This window comes from Mucilaginibacter sp., assembly GCF_036383575.1.
Classification (GTDB): Bacteria; Bacteroidota; Bacteroidia; order Sphingobacteriales; family Sphingobacteriaceae; genus Mucilaginibacter.
Window position 1 is genome coordinate 1 of sequence record NZ_DASVOB010000724.1, and the last position, 21,892, is coordinate 21,892.

Below are 21,892 nucleotides of genomic sequence, written 5' to 3' on the forward strand. Positions count from 1 at the left end.
TTACAATTTAATAAACATGTATTAATTGCCCAAGGACAGGTGCACCAGAGGTGCAAAAGGTTTGTAGCTCGTATAGTTATAGAATATCCTTTGCCCCAGAGGGGCAAAACACGACGACTTGCTGTTTAAACGACAAGCAATTTTGTGGGTTAACTTAAATCTGCGAGAGACCCTGATGGGACGATAACAAAACCCTTCTCCCTGCCCCCGCTGTTTGTAAGAAGAACGCCTTGTTTCTGTCATTATTGCGCTCAAAAAAACATACTTGATAAAGATTATTTTGATCCATTTTACCTTATATTTTTGGTTATAAATCTCAAAAAACCATCAGCATGACCGCGGAAAACAAGCCCAATACAATAATAGAAGCACACACTTATGTACTCGGTTTTCAGGATCTCGATAGGTCAAAGCTTATGCTTGCGGGAGGCAAGGGCGCAAACCTCGGCGAACTATCCGGGATCAAAGGGACCCTGGTGCCGGAGGGCTTTTGCGTAACCACCGAAGCTTATAAAAGAACAACCCAAAATAACCTGGAGCTTAATAGCCTGCTGGATGAATTAACAACGCTTAAGGCAGAAGATCGGAAAAACATCGGCGATGTATGTGCAAAAATCCGCAGGGTCATCGAAAACCTGTCCATTTCTAATGATATAGCGGATGACATTGCAGATCATCTCGCACAATTTGGCCAGGAAGAAGCCTTCGCCATTCGCTCCAGCGCTACCGCGGAAGACCTTCCTACAGCATCCTTTGCAGGCCAGCAGGATACCTATCTGAACATGATCGGGAAAGATGCGGTCCTGAAGCATATCAGCAGGTGTTGGGCCTCGCTGTTTACCGACAGGGCGGTGATCTATCGCCTTCAAAACGGTTTCGACCACCGCAAAGTTTACCTCTCGGTAATTGTTCAGAAGATGGTTTTTCCGCAGGCAGCAGGAATTTTGTTTACTGCCGATCCTGTTACCGGTAATAGAAAAACCGTATCTATTGACGCCGGCTTCGGGCTTGGGGAGGCGATGGTTTCCGGCCTGGTGAATGCTGATAATTATAAAGTATCTAACGGCATGATCATCGATACAAAGATCTCCATCAAAAAACTGGCTATTCATGCTTTAAAAGATGGCGGCACGCAAGAACAGGAAATTGAGCCGGCGCAACAGACCGGCCAGGTGCTCACAGATGAACAGATCTTACAGCTTGAACTCATTGGCAGAAAGATTGAAGCCCATTTCGGTAGCCCGCAGGATATTGAATGGTGTTTGGCTGATGATATATTTTACATTGTTCAGAGCAGGCCTATTACCACTTTATATCCTGTTCCTGAGGCCAACGACCGGGAAAATCATGTTTATATCTCTGTCGGTCATCAGCAAATGATGACCGATGCCATGAAACCATTAGGGTTATCCTTATGGCAGTTAACCGCTGCCCGGCCCATGTTTAAAGCTGGCGGACGGTTATTTGTTGACGTTATGGATAGCCTTACCTCTTCTGCCGGCAGGGCAGCTTTGCTAAATGGCATGTCGCAACATGATCCGCTTATCAAAGACGCATTAACAACTATTATTGAGCGTGAGGATTTCATAAAACTGGCAGCAAAGGAAGAGCAGGATCCCGCTAAAAGCAATAAAACCTTACCGCCCTGGGCTGCTCCGGCCCCAATCGAAAATGATCCAAAAATTGCTGCAGACCTGATTGAGCGGAGCCAAACATCTATAGAAACATTAAAGCAAAGCATCCAAATCAAGTCGGGGACTGAACTATTTGATTTTATCCTGGAAGACCAGCAGAATTTAAGAAAAAACTTATTTACCCCACAAAGCATCGCTGTGATAATGGCGGCTATGAACGCTTCATCATGGATCAATGAAAAAATGCAGGAATGGCTTGGTGAAAAAAATCCTGCAGATGCGCTTGCGCAATCCGTACCAAACAACATCACTTCCGAAATGGGCCTGGAACTTTTGGATGTTGCGGATGTGATCCGCCCTTACCCTCAAGTGATTGATTACTTGCAACACACAAAAGATGATAACTTTCTGGATGGGCTAACAAAGTTGAATGGCGGAAAGGAAACTCGGAATGCAATCAGTGCCTACCTTAACAAATACGGCATGCGCTGTGCGGGAGAGATAGATATTACTAAGGCACGTTGGAGCGAAAAGCCTATTGTGCTGGTTCCCATGATCCTCAATAATATCAAAAACTTTGAGCCCGGTGAAAGTGCCCGAAAATTTGAAAGGGGATTACAGGAAGCTTTAAAAAAAGAACAGGAATTGCTGGGCAGGCTAATACAATTACCGGATGGTGAGCAAAAAGCCAAAGAAACCAAACAAAAGATCAGTCTGATCCGGAATTTTGCCGGTTACCGCGAATATCCTAAATATGGCATAGTTAGCCGCAGTTTCGTTTATAAGCAGGCTTTACTGCACGAAGCAGAACAGCTTGTAGAGTTGGGACTGATCCGTGAAAAAGAGGATACCTATTATCTCTATTTTGATGAGCTCCGCGAAGTGGTACGTAGCGGCAAACTGGATCACCGGATCATTGGCGACCGAAAAGAAGAGCATAAATTAAACGAAAAACTAAATCCGCCGCGTGTTATCACATCCGATGGGGAAATTATCGCAGGTAAATATAAACGGGAAAACCTCCCGGCCGGCGCTATCATAGGCCTCCCTGTTTCTGCCGGAATTATAGAGGGGCGGGCACGTGTGATCCTGAATATGGAAGATGCCGACCTGGACGAAGGAGATATATTGGTCACCACATTTACCGACCCCAGCTGGACACCATTGTTTATATCCATAAAAGGCCTGATCACAGAAGTAGGCGGACTGATGACCCACGGAGCCGTTATTGCACGTGAATATGGGTTACCGGCAGTTGTTGGGGTGGAGAACGCAGTAACCCTGATTAAAGACGGGCAGCAAATCAGGGTGAGCGGAACAGAGGGATATGTGGAACTACTGTAGATTGTTTTTTTAGACGTTGTTTAAAAGATTGTTAATGTAAGTTTTAAATCCTACTTAAATATTTGTCATTCTTAGCTCCCCTATTCATAACATCCATTTTTAAACTTGTTTTCGTAAGGGCATCTTTCATTTGCAGCCGTGCAGTTTATATACTACTTTAGAGCTGCCCTTATCATGCTACTAAAACGGTTACTTCTTTTAGTTTTTATACTTACTGGTCTCCGGTGTTATGCCCAGGATGTTGAATTTCATTTAAACTCTCATCTGCTGCCCGGTAAAAACATTTTAAAAGTTAAGCGCGATTTTAACGACCCGTACCTATGGGTGCTTGCACAAGGCAACGAGGTTTATCGCATTAACAGTATTACGCTGGCTGTTGATGATTATACCGGCCAGTTTTCTGCCTATAACAACCTGAAATTTATTGACATAGCTGGCCGTAGCAAGGATACAGTTTTTATCGCCACAAAATCGGCCAACATCATTGAATATAAAAAGGGCCCTATTAAAGTAATAGGTGCTACAGATGGCATTAGTGGTACAGTAAACTCGGTTGGGATATCCAAAGCCCACCAGTATTTTTTCGACGCGCACACATTGCTTATCGGATCAGACCACGGGTTTTATACTTATGACATGCTCAATGAAAAAGTAACTGTAAACGAACAACAAAACGCTGCCAGTCAAGTTTACGAGGCTACCTATCGTGATCTGTCTTACAAAGACAGTTCGGCTTCTTATATTTATCCTGACTGGGACGGAAGAAAGTATGTACCTGTTATTTCATCCGGAGAATCAGCAGTATTTGTGCATTATGCAGCCGAAAGTGATGTTATTGGTCATAATGTGAATACTGCATATGAAGCATGGGCCTCAATGTATGATTATGATATGCGTGTTAGTTTTTCAGCTATTTTTTGGGGCACCCGCAATGGCATGTTTCAGTTCAACGGAGATAAAAGCTATTTCATAAACCGCGATTATGGACATTACCTCGATGGTATTAATGTGAATAAAATAACAACTATGTTTGGGCTTACAGCCTTTGGCAGTGGTTGGTGGTTTGGAGATGGGCGACTTATTAAACAAACTATGTTGATTGGAACTGATAAAGGTTTTTACTTTAGCAATTCCATTTATCAGCGCTATGATCCGCAATTGCCAGGATTAAAACAGGTAACGCTGTTTCATTTTGCGCCCCTGGACAACACTGTTATTAATGATATATGTGTAAATACCGTATCAAAAGAAGAACCCGTTTGTGATGACGGCGTGTGGGTGGCAGCACACGACGGCCTTTATCTTCTTAAGCCTGATTATGGCAAATACCTTACCGCGCAATCAATAAATGCTGTACAATTTGACGGCCAGGATGCATCAATTTCAGAAATGCAAATCTGTTCGGGCAGCAACGTGACGGCTTCTGTTAACACTACAGTTTACAGTGGCCATACCATACAATGGTACAAAGATGGCAATGAATTACCGGGCCAAAGCAGCAATAAACTTATTATAACCTCCGCAGGTAACTATAGTGCCGTAGTATATGATCCTTGCGAAAATCTTCATCTTAATACGAATGAACTCAAAGTAACGGTCATTACAAGTCCCGCCGTAACGCTTAATTACCCTGACGTAAACTATTATTGCAGCGGCAGCAGCACAACATTTAAAGTTGATGACAATCCTAATTATCAATATCGCTGGTATACCGATGGCATATTGAACGGCAATACAACAAATAGTATAACGGTAAATGAAAATGGCAGTTACAAAGTAGAAGTTAGCGCCTGCTCGGGGGTTTGGGTCTCTTCAAAAGAAATTAAAGCCGAATTTATCAGCTTACCCACGCCTGCGTTACAAGGAAACAAGCCCTCCTATTGTATAGGCGAGCAGGCTACGATTTCGGTTAATGTTCAGCCAGATGCCTCTTATACCATCAATTGGTTTCGTGATGGGGTACAATTAAACAGCTATACCAATCAAACAAGTTTAATCACTGAAATGGCCGGTAATTACCAGGTAACTATTGCCAGCAACAAAATAGACTGCACAAAAGCATCCGCGGCGCTGCCCCTTTTGTTTAACGCACTCCCAGCTATCGTGTTAGAAAAAATTATAAAAACCACGCTTTGCAGCGGCCAAACGGTAGATCTTCAGGCAACCGTTTCCGAAGGCGCCATAAAATGGTCTACGGGCGAAACAAATAGCAGCATCAGCGTAAAAAGTTCCGGCGATTATACCGCTGTGGTCACATCGGCTTCCGGCTGTACCGATAGCAGGACGATAAACGTACAGTTCTTCAGCAATCCCGTTTTAAACATGCAGGATGCTACTTTATGCCCCTTTGCCCAACAACAGATCATCTTAAATGCACCCGCGGGTTTCGTAAAATATTTATGGAACGGGCAAGTCGGCGGAGACACATTTACGGCCTCTTCACTTGGAAAAGTTGAGCTTACAGTAACTGACCAAAACGACTGTACAGCTACTCAAACTATAAATATCACCAGCCACTGTACAGATATAAGAATGGCTAATACGTTTACACCTAACGCCGATGGAGCAAACGATGCCTGGATTATTGAGGGCCTTGACGCCAGCGCAACAGTAAAAGTTTATAACCGTTACGGCAACATAGTATTCAACAGCCGCGGTTACTCCGAACCATGGGGCGGCACTTACAAGGGTAATAAACTCCCTACCGGCACGTATTATTATATAATTAATGCCAAAGCAGGCACGCAGATTTTGAGCGGTTGGGTTAGTATCATTTACTAACAACACCCCAACAATTGGATATTTAGCAATTTATATATTGAGTTAAAGGCAGCTGTCAATAACTCTTCTTTGTATTTATATCTCAAATTACATACTTTTAATACTACACCAACCATAAACCCAACGCACATGTTTCCTCACTTTAAAGAACGCATTAGCTTCGGCAGTCTTGAGATCAATTTTTTGCTCGATGGCGATGATACCGACGGCGGACTGGTACAATTTGAGCTTGTTGTTCCGCCCGGAGCAAAAGTACCCGCACCTCACTTTCATGTTGAGGTAGATGAAACACTTTATATATTAGAAGGGACGCTTACGCAATTGATTGGCACAGAAACACGGGAGCTACAACCCGGCGATCATTGTTTTATAAAAAGAGGAACCATACATGGCTTTAACAACCTGCATGATAAAACGGCAAAGGCATTGTGTACACTTTCACCGGCATCTATTGGGCCGGCCTATTTCCGAGAGATTGCCACAGTAATTAATGCCGGCGGTCCGCCAGATATGCAAAAAGTGCTGGCCATTATGAAAACTCACGGACTTGAGCCTGTTAAGCCAAATTAACAATCGTTTACAATATTGTTTTTACACCAGGAGCAAGAATCTTAAGCTGCGGGCCAATGCCAAGTGCATTAAACGATTGCTGCAGCATCTCCCCTGTTTCGGTATAATGCGACCAGCCCTCAAAATGCACCGGAATAATTGTAGCATCAGGAAAAGCAGATGCCGTATCAATAGCATCATTGGTGCCCATTGTTACATTGAAGGGGCCGCGTGGCTTGGCCGCCCCGGCAAATATGAATACATATTGAGGCTTAAATTTTTCTGCAACCTCTTTTACACCATCATAAAACACGGTATCACCAGTAATATAAATCTGGATCCCGGCTGCTGTTACTATAAAGCCTGTTACATCGCCGGTAAGTTTTTCGCTGCCTGCTGGACCATGCCTTGCAGGCGTACCGGTTATAACTACCTCTTCGTTTAACGTTATACTTTCCCATGGTGCCAAACCAATGGCATTACCGCCTAATCTTTCGGCCCCTATTTTTGTCGTTAATGTTTTGTGAACATGTTTAAGCAATTCACGGCCTGCGTGGTCAAGATTATCTCCGTGCTGGTCGTGACTTAGCAAAACCACATCAATTTTACCGATCTCGGTAATAGCAGGGCCTTCAGTTTTGTGGTAGGCGGGCTTATCATTGATCATGAATTGCTCACCGGCCGGGTCAAGCGTTGGGTCGGTCATGAGCCTTAAGCCGCCGATCTCCAGGATGATGGTTGGTCCGCCCAGGTAGGTTACATTAACTTCGTTTTTCATGGGTTCATCATTTTAGTGGTGTCTTCAATTATCGACTGCATCAACTCAGCAGCCCTGGTATGTTTTAATATCGGCGCTATCTGCCCGCCCCAAAATAAGATCATATCCCATTTTTGCTGTTCAAGCGCAGCTTTCCTTAATGGGCCCATAAACGTTGTTTGCAAGGGAAAAGGTAAAAAACCGGCTTCTTTTCCAACCAGGTCCTTAGCAATTCTGCTGGTAATTCCCCGGCCAAGCCTGCCGGTAAACGCGCGGGATAGTGTAGTATATTTTGCCGCATCAGAAAAAAGCATTTGCCTGTGGATGGGCAACGCGCCCGATTCGTCACAAGCCAAAAAAGCAGTACCGATTTGCGCCGCATCTGCTCCCAGCGTTAAGGCTGCCGCTACTCCCCTGCCGTTGGCAATACCTCCGGCTGCAATAACGGGAATCTTAACCTTATCTTTTATCAACTGTAATAGCACAAAAGTGCCGGTAGTTGATGCCTCTGCCGGGGCAAGGAATGATGGCCTATGGCCACCGGCCTCAAAACCCGATGCAATGATCATATCTACACCGCTTGCCTCCAATGCGATAGCTTCATCCAATGTGGTAGCTGCACCAACGGTAACCATGCCCAACCTACGGCATTGCTCCAATACGTCGGCAGGCAATGTACCAAACATAAAGCTGAACACCTTCGGGCGTAGGTCAAGGATGGCCTGCAACTGGTTTTCAAATCTCAATTTAAATGGTGCCGGTTTAGGCGGCAAAGGGATCCCGACTTCATCAAAATAAGGTTTAAACAGTTGCGTTGCATGCTCATACTGTCCGTCGGTAGCTTCGCCGTTTAGCGCATCCGTTTCGGACACCCACAAATTGATATTATAAGGCTTATTGGTTGCCGCTTTGATCTGTTTATCTACCGCTGCAATTTCCTGGCCGCTAAGGGTGTAAGCCCCGTAACCGCCCAGTCCGCCCGCGTTTGAAACAGCAGCCACCAATTCAACCGACGATAAATTGCCGCCAAAAGGCCCTTGTAAAATGGGATAATCAATGCCCAGTATTTCCGATGCTTTTGTGTTATACCACATGATTTTAGTATTATTTGCTTGTATCGCTGATCATTTTATTTACAATGAGCCATTTACCATCAATGTTATGGAATGATAAAAACTCGTAGTAATTAAAATCGTACATCTTAACCGTTACTTCGGCAACTGCAATTGAGTTCACCGCCTTAACAAAAATAACCTTCCCTTCAAAAGGTTTGCCCGAATCCTTCGGACTTACCCTGTTTTTTACACCATCCAGATAATTGTCCAGCGTTTTTGCGTAGGGCTGCCCTTTTACGTCACCAAAAAGCAGGGTACCGGTATTCATTACTTGGTTTAACAAATCCAAATCACCTTCATAAATCCCTTTGAAGTAGTAATTTTCAAGCGCCTGTTCAATGGCTGCTTTGCTTTGATCGTTAGTTTCCATTTTGTTTCTGATTTTAAACATTAAAGCCCCGCCCGCCGGCAGGGCATTAATGCTGTTAATTATAAGAAGGAAAAATCTTAATTATAGGTTGCGACCGGCAGCAGTGCCACCGTCAACATTGATAATGGCGCCGGTAATAAAATTGCTTTTGGCAACGGAGTAAGCCATTTGTGCAATGTCTTCAACTTCACCAACACGGTTTAGCAAGTGCAAACCTGCAGTTTGATCGGCATTGTCGCCGTGCATTGGTGTGCGGATGGTACCTGGCGCAATCGTGTTTACCCTGATGTTATCTTTGCCAAACTCACCGGCCAGCTGTATGGTAAGCGCATGTACGGCACCTTTTGAGGCCATTTGCGCTGTAATAGGAACCCCGCTAAGCGCATGGTTAACCAACGGTGTGCCTATATTGATCACCACGCCATCGTGTTGTTTGATCATTTGAGGGATTACGGCCTGGGTGGTAAAGTAAGTGCCTTTTAGGTTGGTATCTAAAAAACGGTCAAGGTATGCCTCATCAACCTCAAGGAATGGTTTGGTTTCAAAGATCCCGGCGTTGTTTACCAACACATCCACGCTGCCAAATTTTTCAATAGCGGTTTGGGCCAGCTTTTTGCCGGTTTCCTTATCGCTTACACTACCGGCAACCATGGCCAGGTTTTCACCGGCACCAAGCTCCTGGTAAACTGCTTCCAGTTTATCAGCAGTTGTTGAATTAATTACTACGTTATCGCCCATTTCTAAAAAATGACGGGCTATTTCTTTACCGATACCGGATGATGCCCCGGTAACGATCACTGTTTGCTTTTTCATTGTTTTATTTCTTATCGGCAGTGATGCCTTTTTCTCTTAATACTGATACCTGTTCGCCTGCATAGCCCCAATCATCCAACTCAACTTCACTGATCACCACATGGGTTAAATGAGGATCTTTATTCAGGATACTGGTAATTAAATCGGTTACACCCTTTATCAGGGTTTGTTTCTGCTCGCGGGTAACACCTTCGCGGGTCAGTTCAATTTTTATGTATGGCATGGTTTTGTTTTTTAAGCAAAAGCTGTTAATTAAACAGCTTTTGCAGTGATATTTACATCCAGATCAAAATCATTGTAGATCAGCGTATCGCCAAGATCTTTGAAGAAATTACCTGAGCGAAACCTCATGCCGTATTTGGTACGGTCGACCACAATTTTACCGGTTGCGCTTACAGTATCAGCAGCAGCAGTAACTTGTGCATCAAAACCAACAGGATGGGTGATCCCTTTTATAGTAAGATCGCCATTGATACGGTAAGTGTCATTGCTTCCTTTGTTTACTGATGTAGTTACGAATTGAGCTTCAGGATAATTTTCTGAATTAAAGAAGTCGTCGGAAGCAAGGTGACCTGCAAACTGGGCATTGGTAGCCGGATCAGTTACGTCAAGGATTTTAATAGAAGTTGTGTCAATATCAAATTGACCGCCTGTTAACTGTCCATCTGCAAAAGTTAAAGAACCTTCTTTTACAGCGATGGTGCCGTTATGTGCGCCAGTAACTTTACGGCCAATCCAGTCGATATTACTTTTTGCGCTGATGATTTCAAATTTTTGAGTTTCCATTTTGTTATGTCTTTAATGACAATACAAAGTTGCGTACTAACCGCCGGGAAACCGTGTGATGTACATCACAATCGAAACACCGCTTTATTTATGTGACCTACATCACATTTCAGGAATGGTACAAACGGCTCAGCGTTTCTCTTGAAACACCCAAATAGGAGGCTATCAGCTGTTTTGGAACTATATTATACAATGTCGGGTACTGCGCAAGCAACTCTTCATAGCGATGTTTGGCGTCGTTATTCATGAAGGATAAAAGCCTTTTTTGAGTGGCCACATAGCCTTTGTTGGTACGCCAGCGAAAGAAATGCTCGCCCTCGTGAATTTCATTGCAAAGTTTTTCGCGGTCCTGGCTGGTAAGGCAAAGTACTTCGGCATCGGTAATGCAATCAACGTTAACGGTAGCACGGTCGCCGCTGTAAAGCGCGTTGTAATCCGAAGCCCACCAAGTAGGCATGGCAAACTGCAGGATGAACATTTTCAAGTCATCATTGATAAAAAACGATTTCAGATAGCCCGAAAGCACAAAATACTCACAGTCTACTTTATCGCCCTCCCCTATTATAGTTTGCCCTTTTTTGAACTTTTTGTAAGTAAAATGCGAAAAGAAATAATCGAACTGTTCGTCGGTTAATGTAATGGTTTTGCTTACGTGTTCTTTTAAAATCTCTTTTGGCTGCATGATAAAATAAAATAACTACAAAAACTTTATTTTGATAGGGAAGCTAATGTTTAACTTTCTCGTTTATACGGCTTCCGTTTATTTTAGTTTCGCCCTTTGAGCAATAACGGGCGTAATTGGTTAGTGCAAAATTAGCTCAATTATATGCTGTTGCTACTCTTCCGTGCATAAAAAATTTACTTTTACTATAACATGAAAAAACTAAGCGATATTTTGCTGCTTGGCGATGAGCGCCTTTACCAGGTTTGCCCACCGGTACTACAAAGCGAGTTGCCGCTTGTCAGCGGCTGGATTGAGGACATGCACAACGTGATGCAGGAGATCAGGCAGAAATACAACTTCGGCCGGGCTATAGCTGCCCCTCAGCTGGGTATTATGAAGCGCCTTGTTTATATGAATATTGATAAGCCCGTAATTTTCATTAACCCCGAAATACAGGACGCCAGCGACGAACTTTTTGAACTTTGGGACGATTGCATGAGCTTTCCGAACCTGCTGGTAAAGGTTAAAAGGCATAAAACCATCACGGTAAATTATCTGGACGAAAACTGGGAGCAACAACAGTGGGTAATGACCGATGCCCTATCCGAACTGATGCAACATGAGCATGATCATTTAAACGGGATTCTATGTACCATGCGGGCCATCGACAGCATGTCGTTTAAATGGAGGCCATAATAAATCCCCTAAATTAAGGCCTTTCTGTAACTGACAATCAATTTTAGCTTTGGGCTTTTAGCATTTGGCTTTCGGCTTAAATAATAAATATTAAAACACCTGTAACGTATAGGGGTAAAGGAGGGTCATAGCTGTATCACATTAAAACCCCTTTTATGAAAAATTATATTTTACTACTTCTGCTTGCCGGGCAAACTGCTGTGGCGGCAGCCCAGGATGGCGATAGCCGTTCACTATACCTTACCAAATCATTAGCCAATGATGCCATTACCAGTGCTGTTGTACGTACATCGGCCGGCGGTATTGTAGTTAGCGGACAGCCGGGACAGGCGCCGCGTGTTGAAGTTTATATTAAAGGCAACAACAGCAATGACCTTTCAAAAGAAGAGATCAAAAAGCGTCTTGATAAGGATTATACCCTCGATATCTCCGTTAGCGGGCATGAAGTTAAAGCGATTGCCAAAAGCAAACGCCAAAGTTTTTTTAACTGGAGAAGCTCGCTGAGCATCTCTTTCCGTATTTATGTGCCTCAACAGTGCTCAACCGACCTGGAAACCAGCGGCGGCGGTATTGGTTTGGATAACTTAAAAGGTAACGAAAAATTCAGCACCAGCGGTGGTGGTTTGCAAATTGACAGGCTTTATGGCACCATCCGTGGCAACACCTCGGGCGGCGGGATCCACGTTTCCAATTCTGGCGATGATATCTCGCTGGAAACCAGCGGCGGCGGTATCGAAGCTAAAAATTGTAACGGCAAGATCAGGCTTGAAACAAGCGGCGGCGGCATCACTTTAGAAAACCTTAAAGGCACTATCAATGCCGAAACCAGCGGAGGCGGCGTTGACGGCAATAACATCAGCGGCGAGCTGATCACCAGCACATCCGGCGGCAGCATTAGCCTTAAACGTATGCAGGCAAGTGTTAGTGCCCAAACCAGCGGTGGTGGCTTATATGCCCAAATGCTAAAAGTTGGCAAATATCTTAAACTGGAATCAAGCGCTGGTAATGTAGATATCGAACTTCCGCAAAACCAGGGTTATGACCTCGACCTGCGAGGCGAAGGCGTATATCCATCATCTGTTGCTAAATTCAACGGACAATGGGAAAAAGAACGTGTAAATGGCAAATACAACGGCGGCGGCATCCCGGTTAAAGCCGAGGCTTCCGGTGGCAGTGTTAATATTAAATTCAGGTAATTTCATAACTTGAAACGCATAAAACAAACAAGCCCTGGCAATGCACCAGGGCTTGTTTGTTTTATGCATTGGTAATATTTATTTAGCAACGTTTTTTGAATTGTAATCATTAAATGCAGCTACTATACCATCAGCTTCTTCCTGTTTAAATGCGTTCTTTTTAGCCATAGCTATCATCCTGCCGGCAAAACCACGCTTAACTATCGGCTGGTTCCCATAACCTCCGCTTTTATATTTTTCCAATACTTCGGGCGTATCTTCGAAATATTTTTGCAGGTCATAATCAAAGGCATTTTGCAACTTGCTTTCATTATCCTTTTGGGTCAGTATCTTATATCCTCTTCTAAGATCTGCCTTTTCCTGTTCTATCTTTTTCTTGAAATCCTCTTCAGTGCCGATATAACCTTCGGTATCCGGCGGATATTGGTAAAAACGATGTGCATTGATACGCCCGGTAGACAGCCTTTCCATCATATGATCGTTAGTCCCAAGGCTTTTCAACTGAAGGTTTTCCAAATCTACATAGTGTACTTTATCATATTTCCGACCCGCTACCTCGTAATATTTAAGTTCATCTACTTTTACCAGTTTAGCCTTTACATTCGGGTCTTTTACGAATGCTGCAGAATCTTTTATCCTGATAAAACGTTGGTTATACCAGGGCTCATCATCAAATATCCTGATCATGCCGCTTATACGCGTACCATCACTTAATATCGCATAACCCGGTTGATAATTATACTGCTGCGCTTTACAAATTGAAATTCCAATAAATAAAAGAAATACTAAGAAGGTGTACTTTTTTTTCATGTTATAAGGTTTATAAATAATCATAAAGCTACCAATTATCTACAAATACCCTACGCCAATATTATTTAATAACATTGGCATAATAATGTCGGTTAGCTATTACTATTTTTTAACAACGCCAGCAAACCCAGTACCGGCCCAATTGCCAGTATCATATAAACATATCTTGCATTTTCGGTTGTACGCAAAGCTGTGATCAACTGGATGCTGATAATGGTAACAGCAAAACCTATACAGTTTACGATCGTAAGCGCGGTGCCCTTTGATTGCTGATCAGCATTTTGTGCAACCAATGTTGAAAATAGTGGCGAATCGGCAATAACAGCAATACTCCACACCAACAAAAACCCGGTCATCACCCAAGCCGAACCGGCAAACAAAAATAATGGCGATACCAAACAACAGGCACACGAAATTGACAAGGCAATAGTGGCCACATTTTTTGCGCCGATATACTTCGATAGAATACCGCTGCCCACACAGGCCAATGCCCCTATCCCAATGATCAGGAAAGATAATAACGGCACATTTAAAGCAGCGGTTGTAAACCGCGCATTGTAAGCGCTTAACATTACGGGCACAAAAGCCCAAAAAGCGTAAAGCTCCCACATGTGCCCGAAATAACCAAAGGCCGCAGCCCTGAATTGCCTGTTACCGAAACTTTGTAAAAACGCGGTCGGGTTCAATGCTTGTCCAGGCTTCCTTTCCGGGCCATCGGTCACAAGCAGTACCATGGCACATCCACCCAAAGCAGCCAGTATTGAAGTTGACAAGATCACATAGCGCCAGGGCAACGCGGCCATCAGGACTTTAAGCAGGTGCGGGAATGATGTTCCTAAAACCAATGCCCCAACCAAAAAGCCCAGCGCTTTTCCTAATCCCTGCGGATAATGATCGGAGGCTATTTTCATGCCCACAGGGTAAATCCCCGCCAGGAAAAATCCCGTTGTGTATCTAAGTACCAATATCACAGTAGCGTCTATTCCCGGTAAACATGCCAACCCGTTGATAACAGCGGCAATAAGCGCGCAGGTAAAAAACACTCGCACCGGCGAAAACCTGTCGGCAATGCTAAGGATGGCAAAAACCAGGGTACCGGTGATAAAGCCCAGTTGAACGGCGCTCGTTAAGTAAGCAAGGTACGATGGTTCAAGCTGTAATTGTTTGGCAATATCGCCCATAACGGCATTACCCGCAAACCACAACGAAGTACAAAAAAACTGGGAGAGTACGATTACAGGAAGGATCCGTTTCATTGGTTTTGCCAAATGATAAGCTGAAATTAAAGAAGCGCAATAATAATTATAAACTGTACTTTATGAACAATAGTGCTGCTTTTATCGGGTAAATAATTTGATCTGTTTTACTAAAAATTTCTACACGAATGCTTTGCGATCTCTCCACAATTAATCGAATTACACGAATCTTAAATTAATTCAAAATTCGTGTAATTCGATTAATACGTAAAAATTAGTGTGAAAATTTTTCACTCGTTGTTTTTCAATCTGCACCTGTTTCGTCTTTATAAAAAATATGTATCTTGAATTTCAAAATAAACCTATACCTCGCCCTAATGGAAAAGCAGCAAATTACCGACCAGATAAAATGGATGATAACCGATGGCAATACCGATCATGAAATTGAGGCTTTACTAATTGCTGAAGGTGTTGCCCGTGCCGAAGCCAAACGGACCCTTGCCATAATTAAACACGAGCTGTTTCCTGACGAATACCCTGAATTTACTGAACCTGATAAACGTAAAAATTATTTATGGCCCGCTTTATTGATTGTTGCTATGATGTTGACGGGCTTATATTTCTGGCATCAAAACAAGGTAAAGACAGCGGAAAGAGAAATAACTGCTGCTGATATGATCCTGCTGATTAAAGCGGGCCCCGGCCTTTACACCACTGAGCTCAATAAGATCAACCGGGGCTGGGCCTTTAACCAGGATAAAGACAGGTGGGAGAACAAAAAACGGAAAACAGCCATCGCTATCCGGATGGAACAAGTCCTGTACATGTGCCCTGTATTGCATGATCATTCATTTCAGGACTATCTTGAAAACCATGACTTTAGAGACATAATTTATTCAAAACCCGGTAGCAAGATATTCCAAAACAACGAGTTTATGTTCACTATCCAAACCACTGAACATTATACTATGATATCGCTGGCTTACCGATAAGCATTTTACATCTCTTCCTAATTCATCACACCCACCACCGTGTACCTACCCGCTGCCCTTTCATAAATTAAGTGTATAAACCACACCAGCACAAAAAGCCCAATTAAGGCCGGGCATAATATTTTATCAAAGCTTAACCTCATGGTAATGTAACTATGTTGTTCAACACAGCCAACACACTAAAAAACAAGCAATTAAAAGAAACCATCAAACGAGTAATGTTTCTTAATTAATAGATAAGTTAACCCTGTATTTATTTCCTGATAATAAAACAACCGTTGCTTTGCAGCAATTTATCGCCCTCCTATTCTCAACTTGGGCAACTATTAAAAGGGGTTTATCATTGATTAAAATTATGGAAAAACATTACAGATCTATTTTTAGGCTATGGCAAAGATCGGGTAAAACGATTTGCGCTTTTGTGCTGATGTTCGTGGCCTCATCAGTGGCTTTCGCACAGCAACGTACCATTAAAGGTACCGTTACCGACGAAACCAACTTACCGTTACCAGGGGTTGTGGTAACAGTTAAAAGCACAGGCAAAGCTACTTCAACCACAGCTAATGGTATTTACCAGGTTGTAGTAAGCGGACCCGACGATGTGATCAAGTTCACATTTTTAGGCTCACTGCCGAAAGAAGTTACGGTTGGCGACAAAAAAGTAGTTAACGTAACCATGGTAACCGACACTAAGCAACTTAAAGACGTTGTAGTTATCGGTTACGGTACTGCCAGCCGCAAGGACGTAACGGGTGCCATTACTTCGGTAAAAGCCGACGAGTTTAACCAGGGCGTGCTTACTACCCCTGCCGAGTTATTGCAGGGCAAGGTTGCAGGCTTAAATATTACCAAAAGCGGCGACCCTAACAAGCCACCTGCTACCGTTTTAAGGGGACCATCAACCCTGCGCGACGGTGCAGCTATACAGCCTTTTTATGTAATTGACGGCGTACCGGGAGCATCTATCGACCTTTTGGCCCCTGCCGATATCGAAAGCATTGATGTATTGAAAGATGCCTCGTCAACCGCTATTTATGGTTCGCGTGCTGCCAACGGTGTAATCATTGTTACTACGCGCAGGGCCAAAGCCGGACAAACCCGTTTAACTTACAGCGCGTATGGTGCCGTTGAAAACGTATCAAAAAACATCGACGTACTTACCGGCGACGAGCTGCGTAAATATTTAACCGACAATGGCGTACCTAAATTAAGCACGGCAGATGACGACGGTTCAAATACCAACTGGCAAAAATTAGCCGAAAGGACCGGCTACTCTCAAAACCATAATCTTTCATACGGCGGTGCAGGCACTAATTCAGAATATGGTGCAAGCGTAAACTATATGAAAAACAATGGCATATTGAAAAACACAAGCCTTGAGCGTACTATTTACAAAGGCTATATTAACCAGCGTTTTTTTAATGACCGTTTAAAACTGGGCATCACGCTTACTAACAGCGTTACCAAAAACAACGATATCTTCCAAGCCCAGGTGTTACCGGGTATTTTATTCTACCTGCCAACAGTTGGCCCTTTTAATGCCGATGGCACTTACAAAGAAAACTACACCCGTACAGGTAGCGGTCCTTTGAACCCGTTATCATTAATTAATAACAACTTTATTAAAACAGAGAATAACAAAACCCTGATCAACGGTTTTGCCTCTGTCGACATCTTGAACGGTTTAAAATTCACAGTATCGGCGTCAACTCAAAAAGAGCAAAATAACGTCAACACCTACTCTACCAGCCAGTCGGGTATATATGTTAACGCCGGCGGTGTAGCTGTACGTAGCGCTTATACCAATACCAGCAACGTTTTGGAAGCTTATTTTAATTACGATCGTGTTTTTGGTAAGCACTCATTAAAATTATTGGGTGGTTACTCCTATCAGCAAGACCGTAACAACGACGGATTTGGTGTGCAAACCCAGGGTTTTTCAAACGATGCTTTAACTTATAACTTTTTAGCACTGTCAAACCCTACCCAGCTTTCACAAATCATTTTTAATCCTAATTATATCTCTACCTTACGCCAGATATCATTTTATGCCCGTGCCCAATACCAGTTTTCAGATAAATACCTGTTACAGGGGTCTATCAGGGAAGATGGTTCATCGGCATTCGGTGTTAATCATCGCCATGGTTACTTCCCTGCCGCTTCTGCAGGCTGGAAAATCACCAACGAAGATTTCATGAAATCGGTTCCTGTTATCAGCGACCTGAAATTAAGGGCCGGCTATGGTGTATCAGGTAATAGTTTAGGCTTCGATGCCTTTACCGCCCAGTTAATCTATGGTGTTCCTCCCGGTGGTGGTAAGTTTTTAAGCAATGGTAATATTGTTAACCCTATAGGCCCGGTACGTAACCCCAACCCGGATCTTAAATGGGAAAGTACTGCTACTACTAACATCGGTTTGGATTTCGGGATCCTGAATAACCGTATTACCGGTTCGGTTGATTATTACATCAAAAAAACATCCGATCTGATCACTACCCTCCAGGTATCAACCACACAATATTTTTACCAGTATTTAACTGCTAACGTAGGTAAAATGAAAAACACTGGTATTGAGGTTGTAATTAATGCAATACCTGTAAAATCGCAGGCTTTTACCTGGCGCACTTCGTTAAACGTTTCACACAATAAAAACGTGGTGGAAAGTTTATCACAAGGTAACCTTGCCCTTCCTTACATTCAAACCGCCCAGTTAGGCGGCAAAGGCCAATCAGGTAATTTCAGCCAGATCATCCAGCCTGGTTATGCCCTCGGAACTTTTGATCTTTGGCACTATATGGGCAAAAACGCCAACGGTGTAAGTACCTTTCAAAAAGCCGACGGATCAGTAGTAGCAACCCAGCCGCTTACCACCGATCAGTTTATAAAATATGATGCCCAGCCTAAACTTATTTACGGTTGGAGCAACAGCTTCTTTTACAAAGGCTTCGATCTTAACTTCCTTGTACGCGGTGTATACGGCAACAAGATCCTGAACGGCACGCTTGCCTCACTGAATAATCCGGCTGATGCAAAACTGCAAAACATCCCAAGATTTACCTTAGGCGAATCATTTAAGGATATCAATGCTTACCTGGTTTCTGATCGTTTCCTTGAAAGCGGTTCGTACCTGCGTTTGGATAACGCCACTTTGGGTTATACCATTAAACCACATATCCAGGCCATTAAAAGCCTTCGCTTCTATGCATCGGGCAATAACATTTTCATCATCACTAAATACCGTGGTGTTGATCCCGAAGTTAATATCGGCGGCTTAACCCCTGGTATCGATAACCGCGACTTTTATCCAAAAACACGCACGTTCAGCTTAGGTATGACTGCATCATTCTAAAAACCACAGAAAGACAAAAGATGAAAAAGATATTTATAATGTGTGCTGCAATTGCTGTGATCATGAGCACATCTTCATGTACAAAATTGAATGTACCGGTTGAATCACAATATGTACAATCAAACTTCCCTACTACCGATGCGGATTATACCGCATTGCTGGGCACCATTTATGCTAACCTGTCATCAAGCTACGCGGTACCTTACTGGCGTATGCAGGATATGTCGACAGATGAGGCCATTTTGCCGGCCCGTGATGGAAACTTTGACGATGGCGGCCAGTATCGTCAATTACACTACCATAGCTGGACCTTTGACCATCCTAACGTAATAGGCGTATGGCAATGGGGTTTCGGCGGTATCAATACTTGTAACCGGATCATCAGCGTTATTAACGCCTCGTCATCAACAGCAGCTAAAAAAGCATCATCTGTTGCCGAAGTTAGAGCCATGCGCGCCCTGTACCTTTATTTCATGATGGACCTGTATGGCAACGTGCCAATTATTACCGATTTCCCGGTAACTACACAGCCAACCAATCAGCCGCGTGCTAAGGTGTATGACTTTATTGAAAGTGAACTCAAAGCCGTTCTGCCCTTATTACCGGCAAAAAGCAGCAATGCGGCAACAAACGTAGGCCAATACGGTCGCCCGACAAAAGGTATGGTGTTTGCATTACTTGCAAAAATGTACCTGAACTCTGGCGTATACACAGGCACCAACCGCTACCAGGAAACTGTTACCATGTGCGATAGCGTGCAGACCAATACCAACTATTTTCTGGATGCAAGATACCGCGACATATTTTTACCAACCAATGGTCCGGGCGTTAACGAAACCATTTTCGCGGTTCCTTATGATCAGCAGATCCCGGGAAATCAGTTCACCCGTTTCGGGTTCTTTTATTACCTGGTTCAGGCTTATGGCTTTAACGTAGGCTTAAGTATTGCCATGAGCACCACACCTGAATTTTATAACCGCTTTAATATTCCGGGTGATGATCGTAGCAAAACATGGTTGGCGGGTCCGCAGTTTTATCCTGATGGCAATGGCGGTTTCACCAATCAGCCGGTTTACTACCCTGCCCCGAATGCTACCAAGCAAATTAACATTATCCCTACCTTAACCCTTACCGGTTTAAAACCAATGGATTTGGGCAACGATGTGGTTACTTCACAGTCTGAAGGTGTACGCTCTATCAAATATTACCCGGATATTAATATCATCCAGGCTACCCGTTTAAATAGCAATGATGTGCCGGTATTCCGTTTGGCTGATATTTACCTGATGAAAGCCGAAGCCATATTACGCGGTGCTGCTCCAACTACGATAAACGGCGATGCGCAAACCCCGCTTACCCTGGTAAATAAGCTACGTACCCGTGCCCATGCAGACGCTGCCACATCAATCGACCTTGATGGATTATTAGATGAGCGCGCACGTGAGCTTTCATGGGAAGCATGGCGCCGTAATGACCTGATCCGTTATGGATTGTTTGAAAAGGAATATCCGTTGCCTGTAGCTGGCGGCAAAACGGATGACCTGAAAATGAACACCGATCCAACCCGCAGGTTATATCCAATTCCATCTACCGAATTGAAAACCAACCCTAACCTGAAACAAAACCCGGGTTATTAATAAAACCATTTTTATAAGGCGCAAAAGAACAATCTTTTGCGCTTTTTTTTGTTAAACAATAAAACCAATTAAACAATGAAACTTATAGGCGGATTACTTGCCGGTATTGTTCTTACCGTATCAACGCTTAAGAACGATAACGACAATCAAACCATCAACCATTTTCAGGTGATAGGATCACATAACAGCTATAAACAGGCCATTGATCCCAAACTGTTCCGCTTTTTGCAAAAGCGCGATTCTGTTGGCATGAGCAAGATCGATTATGAGCATATCGGCCTTACCGATCAGCTTAACTTAGGCCTCAACGCTTTGGAAATAGATGTTTATGCCGATACCAAAGGCGGTAAATATGCTCACCCGAAAGGATTGGATTGGGTACCGGGCCAACCGGCTTTTGATACCCAGGGCGTAATGAAAGAACCGGGTTTTAAGGTTTTCCACATTGAGGATATTGATTACCGCAGCAACTGTGCAACCTTTAAGCTTTGCCTGCAGGAGCTTAAAAAATGGAGCGATGCACACCCCGATCATAATCCCATCTACATTACCATGAACGCGAAGGATGAGCCATCAAAAAAACCGGGATTTACCGTTCCTGAAAAATTTACAGCTAAAACTTTTGCCGATCTGGATAAGGCGATATTGGATAACCTTGGTAAACAATATTTAATTACACCTGATGATGTGCGCGGTACCTACAAAACCCTTGAAGCCGCAGTATTGCATAACAACTGGCCAACGCTTAAAGCAGCCAAAGGCAAGTTCATCTTTATTCTTGATGAAAAAGGCGAAAAAAGGGCTGCTTATATTGCAGGACATCCATCGCTGAAAGGCCGTGTATTATTTGCAGATGCACAACCCGGCACACCTGAAGCAGCCATCCACATCATGAACGATGCTAAAAAGGACCTGGCAGCTATTCAAAAACTGGTTAAGAAAGGTTACATTATCCGTACCCGTGCCGATTCGGATACAGAAGAGGCCCGTGCAAATGATATGAGCTCATTTATAGCAGCACAAAAATCAGGCGCACAGATCATCAGTACCGATTATTATAAAAAAAGCACCCACTTTAAATCTGATTATGTGATCAGTTTTGCAGGCGGCAATTATTTTAAACCCGACCCACTGTTTAAAACAACAGTTTCGGCTTCGATAGGTAAGTAAACTGTATAATTTATACATGAACAAAAACGGCCC

General features: G+C 43.5%; 18 protein-coding genes. 9 read left to right on the top strand and 9 right to left on the bottom strand.

Features of this window, described 5'->3' with window-relative positions:
- Nucleotides 1-332 precede the first annotated feature (332 nt).
- The 3 genes from ppsA to VF500_RS25930 all read left to right on the top strand — a co-directional run bounded on the left by ppsA (nucleotide 333) and on the right by VF500_RS25930 (nucleotide 6,329).
- Nucleotides 333-2,978, top strand: coding sequence for a phosphoenolpyruvate synthase (gene ppsA, locus VF500_RS25920; RefSeq protein ID WP_330862438.1), 2,646 nt, complete (start codon nucleotides 333-335; stop codon nucleotides 2,976-2,978).
- A gap of 174 nt (nucleotides 2,979-3,152) precedes the next feature.
- Nucleotides 3,153-5,759, top strand: coding sequence for a gliding motility-associated C-terminal domain-containing protein (locus VF500_RS25925; RefSeq protein ID WP_330862439.1), 2,607 nt, complete (start codon nucleotides 3,153-3,155; stop codon nucleotides 5,757-5,759).
- A 129-nt stretch (nucleotides 5,760-5,888) separates the two neighbouring features.
- The gene (locus tag VF500_RS25930; protein ID WP_330862440.1) at nucleotides 5,889-6,329 is read left to right on the top strand and encodes a cupin domain-containing protein; all 441 of its coding nucleotides are present in this window, start codon (nucleotides 5,889-5,891) and stop codon (nucleotides 6,327-6,329) included.
- A 7-nt stretch (nucleotides 6,330-6,336) separates the two neighbouring features.
- On the opposite strand, the gene VF500_RS25935 is transcribed toward VF500_RS25930, so the two are convergent.
- From VF500_RS25935 to VF500_RS25965, 7 genes are all read right to left on the bottom strand, one after another.
- Entirely contained in the window at nucleotides 6,337-7,086 is a 750-nt protein-coding gene (locus VF500_RS25935; protein ID WP_330862441.1) for an MBL fold metallo-hydrolase, read from the bottom strand.
- Nucleotides 7,083-8,159 carry a nitronate monooxygenase gene (locus tag VF500_RS25940; RefSeq protein WP_330862442.1) on the bottom strand — a complete coding sequence of 359 codons (1,077 nt, stop codon included), beginning with the start codon at nucleotides 8,157-8,159 and terminating at the stop codon, nucleotides 7,083-7,085. Before VF500_RS25940 ends, VF500_RS25935 begins: the two co-directional genes overlap by 4 nt.
- Nucleotides 8,160-8,169: 10 nt before the next feature.
- Entirely contained in the window at nucleotides 8,170-8,550 is a 381-nt protein-coding gene (locus tag VF500_RS25945) for a nuclear transport factor 2 family protein (RefSeq protein WP_330862443.1), read from the bottom strand.
- A gap of 81 nt (nucleotides 8,551-8,631) precedes the next feature.
- Nucleotides 8,632-9,363 (bottom strand): SDR family NAD(P)-dependent oxidoreductase, encoded by a 732-nt coding sequence (locus VF500_RS25950; RefSeq protein WP_330862444.1) that lies wholly within the window; start codon nucleotides 9,361-9,363, stop codon nucleotides 8,632-8,634.
- 4 nt (nucleotides 9,364-9,367) lie between these two features.
- Nucleotides 9,368-9,586 carry a 4-oxalocrotonate tautomerase family protein gene (locus VF500_RS25955; protein WP_330862445.1) on the bottom strand — a complete coding sequence of 73 codons (219 nt, stop codon included), beginning with the start codon at nucleotides 9,584-9,586 and terminating at the stop codon, nucleotides 9,368-9,370.
- Between the two features lie 29 nt (nucleotides 9,587-9,615).
- Nucleotides 9,616-10,149 carry a YceI family protein gene (locus VF500_RS25960; RefSeq protein WP_121232917.1) on the bottom strand — a complete coding sequence of 178 codons (534 nt, stop codon included), beginning with the start codon at nucleotides 10,147-10,149 and terminating at the stop codon, nucleotides 9,616-9,618.
- Nucleotides 10,150-10,258: 109 nt separating this feature from the next.
- Nucleotides 10,259-10,831, bottom strand: a complete 573-nt coding sequence (locus VF500_RS25965; RefSeq protein ID WP_330862446.1) for a Crp/Fnr family transcriptional regulator — start codon at nucleotides 10,829-10,831, stop codon at nucleotides 10,259-10,261.
- Nucleotides 10,832-11,023: 192 nt separating this feature from the next.
- Here VF500_RS25965 and VF500_RS25970 point away from each other — a divergent pair, with 192 nt between their 5' ends.
- Together VF500_RS25970 and VF500_RS25975 are read left to right on the top strand one after the other, a co-directional pair.
- A complete protein-coding gene (locus VF500_RS25970) occupies nucleotides 11,024-11,509 on the top strand; it encodes a peptide deformylase (RefSeq protein WP_330862447.1) in 486 nt (161 codons plus the stop codon).
- Between the two features lie 155 nt (nucleotides 11,510-11,664).
- Nucleotides 11,665-12,705 (top strand): DUF4097 family beta strand repeat-containing protein, encoded by a 1,041-nt coding sequence (locus VF500_RS25975; RefSeq protein ID WP_330862448.1) that lies wholly within the window; start codon nucleotides 11,665-11,667, stop codon nucleotides 12,703-12,705.
- 78 nt (nucleotides 12,706-12,783) lie between these two features.
- Here VF500_RS25975 and VF500_RS25980 read toward each other — a convergent pair whose 3' ends face one another.
- Both VF500_RS25980 and VF500_RS25985 read right to left on the bottom strand, forming a co-directional pair.
- Nucleotides 12,784-13,515, bottom strand: coding sequence for a hypothetical protein (locus VF500_RS25980; protein WP_330862449.1), 732 nt, complete (start codon nucleotides 13,513-13,515; stop codon nucleotides 12,784-12,786).
- Between the two features lie 92 nt (nucleotides 13,516-13,607).
- A complete protein-coding gene (locus tag VF500_RS25985; RefSeq protein WP_330862450.1) occupies nucleotides 13,608-14,771 on the bottom strand; it encodes an MFS transporter in 1,164 nt (387 codons plus the stop codon).
- 317 nt (nucleotides 14,772-15,088) lie between these two features.
- Here VF500_RS25985 and VF500_RS25990 point away from each other — a divergent pair, with 317 nt between their 5' ends.
- The 4 genes from VF500_RS25990 to VF500_RS26005 all read left to right on the top strand — a co-directional run bounded on the left by VF500_RS25990 (nucleotide 15,089) and on the right by VF500_RS26005 (nucleotide 21,859).
- Nucleotides 15,089-15,703 carry a hypothetical protein gene (locus VF500_RS25990; protein ID WP_330862451.1) on the top strand — a complete coding sequence of 205 codons (615 nt, stop codon included), beginning with the start codon at nucleotides 15,089-15,091 and terminating at the stop codon, nucleotides 15,701-15,703.
- A 355-nt stretch (nucleotides 15,704-16,058) separates the two neighbouring features.
- Nucleotides 16,059-19,052: a SusC/RagA family TonB-linked outer membrane protein gene (locus VF500_RS25995; protein ID WP_330862452.1), complete on the top strand. Its 2,994-nt coding sequence runs from the start codon at nucleotides 16,059-16,061 to the stop codon at nucleotides 19,050-19,052.
- 20 nt (nucleotides 19,053-19,072) lie between these two features.
- Entirely contained in the window at nucleotides 19,073-20,689 is a 1,617-nt protein-coding gene (locus tag VF500_RS26000) for a RagB/SusD family nutrient uptake outer membrane protein (protein ID WP_330862453.1), read from the top strand.
- Between the two features lie 75 nt (nucleotides 20,690-20,764).
- On the top strand, nucleotides 20,765-21,859 hold the full coding sequence (locus VF500_RS26005) for a phosphatidylinositol-specific phospholipase C1-like protein (protein WP_330862454.1): 1,095 nt from the start codon (nucleotides 20,765-20,767) through the stop codon (nucleotides 21,857-21,859).
- The last annotated feature ends 33 nt before the right edge of the window (nucleotides 21,860-21,892 follow it).